Source organism: Rhodococcus sp. P4_B6 (genome assembly GCF_056402215.1).
This window is the reverse complement of record NZ_JBFUHV010000285.1, coordinates 1-7,189: the sequence shown is the minus strand read 5'-3', so window position 1 is coordinate 7,189 and position 7,189 is coordinate 1. Positions and strand designations below refer to the sequence as shown.

Below are 7,189 nucleotides of genomic sequence, written 5' to 3'. Positions count from 1 at the left end.
CCATCGTGCTCGTCTCCAAGCTGCACATGCCGACGATGCGCGCGCTGGCCTACGCCCGGGCGACACGGCCGGACACGCTCGAGGCGATCACCGTCAATGTCGACGAACCCGACACCCGGGCGCTCGTGCGGCGGTGGGAGAAGAGTGACATCTCGGTGCCGCTCAAGGTGATCGAGTCGCCGTACCGCGAGATCACCAAACCCGTGCTCGACTACGTGCGCCGCGTCCGGAAGGACTCGCCGCGGGACGTCGTCACCGTGTTCATTCCCGAGTACGTGGTGGGGCACTGGTGGGAGCAGATCCTGCATAACCAGAGTGCACTGCGGCTCAAGAGCCGGCTGCTGTTCCAGCCGGGTGTGATGGTCACCAGCGTGCCGTGGCAACTGAACTCGTCCGAGAAGGCGAAGACACTGAACATCGAATACACGGCCGGGGCCTCGCGCCGCGGCTACGAACCCGACGACAAGTGACGGACGAGAAGCGTTGAGTGAGAACTGGTCGGACCGCCACCTCGAGCTGCGGCTGGGAAATCCCGGGCACGGCGGTTTCGTCGTCGCCCGCCACGAGGGCCGGGTGGTCTTCGTCCGGCACGGGCTGCCGGGCGAGCGCGTCGTCGCCCGGGTCACCGAGGACCGCGGCGGGTCGTACTGCCGGGCCGACGCGATCGAGATCCTCGACGCGTCCCCGGAGCGGGTCGCCCCGGTGTGCCCGGTGTCCGGTCCGGGCGGCGCGGGCTGCTGCGACTTCTCGCACGCGAGCCTGCACCTGCAGCGGGACATGAAGTCGCAGGTCGTGTCGGAGCAGCTGGTGCGGCTCGCGCGGGTGCAGCGTGACGTGGACGTCGAGGAACTGCCCGGCACGGGGGACGGCACCGGCTGGCGCACCCGGGTGCGGCTGGCCGTCGACCCGGACGGCCGTCCCGGCTACCACCGGCACCGCAGTTCCGGGATCGTCACGGACCTCGCGTGCCCGCAGATCGAGGCCGCCGCCTACGACGGTGTGGGCGAACACGATTGGAAGCCCGGCAGCGAGGTGCAGATCGTTCTCGACGGCGCGGGGGAGCGGCACGTGGTCGAGATCGCGCCGCCGAAGGTGTCGCGGACCGGCCGCACGAGTCCCGGGCGGCGTGGTGCCATGGCACGGCGGGCCGCCGGCGGTGCGCCGCGCGCGGAGCGGGTGGTCGTGGGATCGGGCCGCCCGGTGGAGCGGGTGCGCGACCGCTCATGGGAACTGGCCGCCACCGGGTTCTGGCAGGCGCATCGCGGGGCCGCCGAAGCGTATTCCGCGGTGGTCTCCGAATGGGCCGGGCTGTCCGCGGGTGAGACGGCATGGGACCTGTACGGGGGAGTCGGGGTGTTCGCCGCCGCCCTCGCCGGGAGCGCCGGGTCGTCGGGACACGTGGATTCCGTGGAGTCCGCGCGCCAGGCCGTGGCGGACGGGAAGGCGGCGCTCTCCGACCTCCCGCAGGTGCGCTTCCACGCCGACCGGGTCGAGCGCGCGATCGCCGGGTTGGCCTCCCCACCCCGGGTCGTGGTACTCGATCCGCCGCGTGCGGGTGCCGGGCGTGCGGTGATCGAGACGGTCGCCGCCGCCGGCGCCGAGCGGGTGGTGCACGTGGGGTGCGACCCGGCGTCGTTCGCCCGCGACATCGGTCTGTACCTCGGGCAGGGATATCATGTCGACGAGTTGCGCGCGTTCGACGCGTTCCCGCTGACCCACCACGTGGAGTGCATCGCGCTGCTCACGCGCTGACGAAGTTCGTTACCGAACGCAACAATACGTATAGTCGAGCCCGCAGGTAGTGGGTGTTCGGGACGGGGACAGGATGTCGGTACAGGCAGATACTGCGCAGGCGCTCGTCGATGCGGTGTTCGCGCTCGGGCGGTCGTTGCGGGCGGTCGTCTCCGCGAGCGGCGAGACCCCGATCGCGCCCGCACTGACGAGCGTGCTCTTCGTGCTCGCCGCGCGCGGGGAGTGCCGCCAGAACGAACTGGCCGCCGACCTGTGCGTGAGTCAGTCCTCGCTGAGCAGGCAGATTTCCGAACTGGTCGACGCGGGATACGTATCCCGCGCCGCCGATCCCGACGACAAGCGGGCCTCCCGGATCCGGGTGTCGCCGAGCGGGATGGACATTCTGGCCGAGACCACCGCGCGCCGGGCCGAACGGTTGCGCGGCATGCTCGAAGACTGGTCACAGGAACAGGCACTGGCGGCAGTGACGTCGCTGACCCAGCTCACCGACACGTTCGCCGCCTCGGTGCAGCAGCGCGGCCCCCGGGCCTAGACCAGCCGCCACCGCACGCGCACGTCCACCCGCGTCGGCTTCTCACCGCGTTCGACGGCGATCGCGGAATCGGCCGCCGCGAACGCCTTCGCGACCGGTCGCGGGGATACCTCACCGATGTCGACCTCCGCGATGTCGAGCACCTCGCCCAGTGCGCTCCCCGACAGCGAGGCGTACTGCTCCGCCTTGCCGAGGGCATCGGCCCACGCCCGTTCCCGGGCGGTCGCCGTCAGCGCGGCCGGATCGGAGAAGTCGAATTCGAGTCCGCCGAGGCGGATGTCGTCGCCACCCGCGCCGACGCAGGCGGCCACCACCTGCGCCGGTGACGGTGCGGATGCGCCGGCCGCACGGACGGTGATCTGCAGTGTCGTCGCCGCGGTGTAGCCCGTCACCTCGTTGCCCCGGCCCTCGGCCCACGTGGTCTCGGAGTGCACGGACAGCCCGGTGGTCGCGAGGTCGGGGCCCGAGACGCCGTACCCGCGCAGGGTGTCGGTGACGGCAGTGGTGGAGCGGGCGACGGCCTCGAACGCATCGGCCACCGCGGGACGCGTCGCCGTCACGGTGACGGAGGCGCGGACGAGATCCGGAACCGCGGAGACGATTCCGGATCCGCGCACCGTCACCGCATGCTCGGCGGGACCGGACACAGGCGCCGTCACGACTTACGGTTGTACAGGCGCATCGTCAGCGGTCCGAAGATCACGACGAATCCGGCGCACCACCCGAACACCACGGCGAGATCCGCCATCTCCACCGTTCCGGCCATGAGCCCGCGAATGGACGTCACCAGCTTGCTGATCGGGTTGACGCCGACGAACGCCTGGAGCCAGCCCGGCATGGTCGCGGGGTCGACGAAGATGTTGCTGGCGAACGTCAGTGGGAACAGGATGAACATCGACACCCCCATGACCGCCTGCTCGGTGCGCATGAGCATCGCGAACATCGTCCAGATCCACGACAGGCTGAAGGAGAACAACAGCAGCAGTCCGATCGACGCCACCACACCGACGAGCCCGCCATCCGGGCGGAATCCCAGGACGAGCCCGAGGATCAGGACGATGATCGAGGCGATCGTGTAGCGGACGACGTCGCCGAGCAGCGCGCCCACGAGAGGCGACGGACGCCAGATCGGGAGCGACCGGAACCGGTCGAAGACGCCCTTCTCGATGTCCTTGTTGAGCGTCAGGCCGGTGTACATGGTGATCATGACGACCGTCTGCACGAGGATGCCCGGCAGCAGGAACTGCACGTAGGCGCTGGTCGATCCGGCCAGCGCACCCCCGAACAGATACGTGAACATCAACGTGAACATGATCGGGAACATCGTCACGTCGAACAGTTGCTCGGGAACGTGCTTGATCTTGAGCAGGGCCCGCCAGCCGAACGACAGCGACGTCGACAATGCGGTGGGTCGCGCGGGCCTCGGGCCGGGCATCTTCAGGACGTCGGCGACAGCCGCTGCGGTGTCGGCGGTCCGGTCGGTGGTGGAGGTCATGCGTGCTCCTCGGTGGGTCGGCCGGTGAGGGAGAGAAAGACTTCGTCGAGGCTCGGCTGCCCCAATGCGAATGTGCTGACTGCGATTCCGGCGTCGTCGAGTGCGGGCAGCGCCCGCGAGACCCGGGCCGGGTCGTCGATGCGGGCGGTGAGTGCGGCGGGATCGGCTTCCTCGGTGACCGGCACCTCGAGCACGTCCCGCAGCAGCGCCGCCGCCGCGGGACGGGTGGCGATGTCGGTGACCCGCACGTGCAGCGCACCCGATCCGACGGAGGCCTTGAGTTCGCCGGTGGTGCCCTCGGCGATCACCTTGCCGTGGTCGATGACGGCCACCCGGTCGGCGAGTTGGTCGGCCTCGTCGAGGTACTGCGTGGTCAACAGCACCGTCGTTCCGCCGGCCACCAGTGCGCGGACGATCTCCCACACCTGATTGCGGCTGCGTGGGTCGAGACCGGTGGTGGGTTCGTCGAGGAAGATCATCTCCGGGGTGACGATGATGCTCGCCGCGATGTCGAGCCGCCGGCGCATGCCGCCGGAGTAGTTCTTCACCTGCCGGTTGCCCGCCTCCTCCAGACCGAACGCGGACAGCAACTGCTCGGACCGGGTGCGGGCCGCCGCGCGGGAGTACCCGTACAGCCGGCCGAGCAGCAGCAGATTCTCGCTGCCCGTCAGATCCTCGTCGAGCGAGGCGAACTGCCCGGTGAGGGAGACCTTGCTGCGCACGGCGTCCGGCTCGGTCGCGACGTCGTGTCCCAGCACGGTGGCGGTTCCACCGTCGAGGGGCAGCAGCGTGGCCAGCATGCGGATCGCGGTGGTCTTGCCCGCGCCGTTCGGTCCGAGGACGCCGTAGACGCCCCCGAGGGGAACGGCCAGATCCAGGCCGTCGACCGCGTGGGTGGATCCGAATGTCTTGACGAGTCCCGTCGTCTCGATGGCCAGCTTGGTCGCTGTGAGCATTGCACCCTGCTTTCGATTCGAGCGTCGTCGGTTCCGAGCCCCAAGCCTGTCCGATTTTTCCGGTTCGGGCAACGGGTTTTCCCGTGAGCCGGTCAGAGTCCGCCGCCCTGGCGCAGCAGCGCCCGCAGCATCACGTCGAGTTGCTCGTACGCGCCCGACGCGAGACGTTCGAGCAGCGCCAGCTTCAGTTTCGGTTCCTCCGAAGCCATTTCGGTGTAACGCTCGGTGGTCAGCACCGCAACCGTCACCTCGGTGTCGGCGCGGACGTCGTTGAGGAAACGGGAGTCGATCATCATCGTCATCTCCCCGAAGCTCATGCCGGCCGACAACGTCATGATCCGGTGCACCGCACCCGACTGGTCGGTGACCGTGGAACTGACGCTGCCGGACAGGATGAGGAACAGCCCGGCGGCCCGGTCGCCCCGGTGGATGACGAGGTCGCCGCGCGCATACGACTGGGTGACCAGATCGCGGGTGAACCGTTCGAGTTGCTTCGCGCTGAGGGTGGACAGCATGGGGTGCTCGGCGATCGTGACGGACGACGGCTGACGTGCCGTGCTGCAGTGCCGGTCGAGGAGGATGTCCTCACACCACTGCACGGCGGCATCCAGGTCGGCGAACACCCGGCCCGCCCGTCCCGACAGGTCGGAGCGGGTGTTGCCGAGCAGACCGGCCGGGTCGACGAACGCCAGCGCGCACCCGCTCTGTCCGAGGTCGGCCCGCAGGGTCTCGAACATCCGGCGTGCGACCCCGCTGACGTCGTCGACGCGCCGGACGTCGATCACCACCGCTTCGAGGTTCTCCTCGACGCCGCCGATCTCGCGGACGGCGCTCTCCGCGCCGGCGAACAGCAGATCCCCGTGCAGTTCGTAGATCCGGCTGCGCTTGCCGACGTCGTCGAGGGCGGCGCGCTCGGCGGGGGACCGCCGCATCCGGGACGGGGCGTCCGACACGGAGTACCGGGCGCGGACCGCGGAACGGGCGGCGCGGGTGACGTGCAGGAAGTGCAGTTCCAACTCGTTCGACAGGGCGCGGCACGACTCGACTCCGCGGACGCTGTTGCCGTGGGAGTCGAGGCGCGGCGAGTAGATCGCGATCCCGATCTGCCCGGGCAGGACGGCGAGCACGCCGCCTCCGACGCCGCTCTTGGCGGGCAGCCCGACCTCGTAGACCCATTTGCCCGCGGCGTCGTACATGCCGCACGTCGACATCACACTCAGGACCCGCTCGACCAGGGCCGGCTCGAGGACGGTCTCCTCGGTGACGGGATTGACGCCGTTGTTCGCCATCGTCGCCGCCATCAGGCTCAGGTCGCGGCACGTCACGTCGAGGGAGCACTGACGGAAGTAGAGATCGACCGCCTCGTCGGGGTCGCCGGTGATGATGTCGAACGAGCGCAGCATGTGGCCGATCGCCCGGTTGCGGTGCCCGCTCCGCGACTCGGACTCGTAGACCGCCCGGTTGAACGTCAGGTCCCGCCCTGCGTACCGGGAGTACGTGGACCGGATCCGCTCGAATCGCGTGTCCAGGTCCGGTCCGGCCACCAGCGACGTCGCAGTGATCGCCCCGGCATTGATCATGGGATTGCGGGGCCGTTCCGTCCGTGGGTCGAGGCTGATCTCGTTGAACGGTTCCCCGGACGGTTCGACGTCGATCTTCTCGGCGACGGCGGCGGACCCGCGATCGGCGAGCGCCAGGGCGTACGTGAACGGTTTCGAGATGGACTGGATCGTGAACGGCAGACGGGTGTCGCCGACCTCGTACACATAGCCGTCCACGGTCGCGACGCAGATGCCGAACGAGTCGGGGGCGACCGCGGCGAGCTCGGGAATGTAGTCGGCGAGCTGTCCGCCGCGGTTCTCCCGGGTCTCGGTGAAGACTTTTCCGATCAGCGCGTCCACGACGGTGCTCATGAGAAGACCCTAGAGGCTGCTCACGACGAAATCGGCTGTTCCGCCGGGTCCGCCCGGCGACACAATTGTGTGAAGCCGGTCACGGCTGTGGCCGGAATGCCCGAGGACGAAGCCGCACCACGCCGCCGCCGCGACCGGTACCGTGTGTTCCGCCCTTCCGCGGCTCCGTAGACTGGTTCCACTGTGACGTGACACGAAGCCACGTGGCAGAGGCACGCAAGGCAGCGTGCATCACGGAGGGAGCGATCTCGTTGGGTGTTCTTGCCCGTATCCAGACGCCTGACGATCTTCGTCAGCTGAATCCGGCGGAGATGAAGCAGCTCGCCGCGGAGATTCGTGAGTTCCTCGTGCAGAAGGTCGCGGCGACCGGCGGGCACCTCGGCCCCAACCTGGGCGTCGTGGAGCTGACCCTCGCGCTGCACCGCATCTTCGAGTCGCCGGCCGACCCGATCATCTTCGACACGGGCCACCAGGCGTACGTCCACAAGATCCTCACCGGCCGCAAGGACGATTTCGACTCGCTCCGCAAGCAGGGCGGCCT

General features: G+C 69.2%; 7 protein-coding genes and 1 pseudogene. 4 read left to right on the top strand and 4 right to left on the bottom strand.

Going from position 1 to position 7,189, the window contains the following annotated elements:
• The 3 genes and pseudogenes from AC1DWT_RS48500 to AC1DWT_RS48490 form a co-directional block, all read left to right on the top strand.
• A pseudogene (locus AC1DWT_RS48500) lies at positions 1 to 470 on the top strand (DNA-binding protein); the annotation flags it as partial.
• Between the two features lie 13 nt (positions 471 to 483).
• The gene (locus AC1DWT_RS48495; RefSeq protein WP_072942329.1) at positions 484 to 1,752 is read left to right on the top strand and encodes a class I SAM-dependent RNA methyltransferase; all 1,269 of its coding nucleotides are present in this window, start codon (positions 484 to 486) and stop codon (positions 1,750 to 1,752) included.
• A 73-nt stretch (positions 1,753 to 1,825) separates the two neighbouring features.
• On the top strand, positions 1,826 to 2,284 hold the full coding sequence (locus AC1DWT_RS48490) for a MarR family winged helix-turn-helix transcriptional regulator (protein WP_072942327.1): 459 nt from the start codon (positions 1,826 to 1,828) through the stop codon (positions 2,282 to 2,284).
• On the opposite strand, the gene AC1DWT_RS48485 is transcribed toward AC1DWT_RS48490, so the two are convergent.
• The 4 genes from AC1DWT_RS48485 to glsA form a co-directional block, all read right to left on the bottom strand.
• Positions 2,281 to 2,943 (bottom strand): SIMPL domain-containing protein, encoded by a 663-nt coding sequence (locus AC1DWT_RS48485; RefSeq protein WP_206015383.1) that lies wholly within the window; start codon positions 2,941 to 2,943, stop codon positions 2,281 to 2,283. The two genes, AC1DWT_RS48490 and AC1DWT_RS48485, sit on opposite strands and share 4 nt — an antisense overlap.
• Entirely contained in the window at positions 2,940 to 3,779 is an 840-nt protein-coding gene (locus tag AC1DWT_RS48480; RefSeq protein WP_072942323.1) for an ABC transporter permease, read from the bottom strand. Before AC1DWT_RS48480 ends, AC1DWT_RS48485 begins: the two co-directional genes overlap by 4 nt.
• Positions 3,776 to 4,735, bottom strand: a complete 960-nt coding sequence (locus AC1DWT_RS48475; protein ID WP_072942321.1) for an ATP-binding cassette domain-containing protein — start codon at positions 4,733 to 4,735, stop codon at positions 3,776 to 3,778. The genes AC1DWT_RS48480 and AC1DWT_RS48475 overlap by 4 nt, the downstream gene beginning before the upstream one ends.
• Before the next feature lie 92 nt (positions 4,736 to 4,827).
• On the bottom strand, positions 4,828 to 6,648 hold the full coding sequence (glsA, locus tag AC1DWT_RS48470) for a glutaminase A (protein WP_206015384.1): 1,821 nt from the start codon (positions 6,646 to 6,648) through the stop codon (positions 4,828 to 4,830).
• Between the two features lie 251 nt (positions 6,649 to 6,899).
• On the opposite strand from glsA, the gene AC1DWT_RS48465 reads away from it, so the two are divergent.
• Positions 6,900 to 7,189 (top strand): 1-deoxy-D-xylulose-5-phosphate synthase N-terminal domain-containing protein (locus tag AC1DWT_RS48465; RefSeq protein WP_477925994.1); only part of this gene is annotated, 290 nt, incomplete at its 3' end.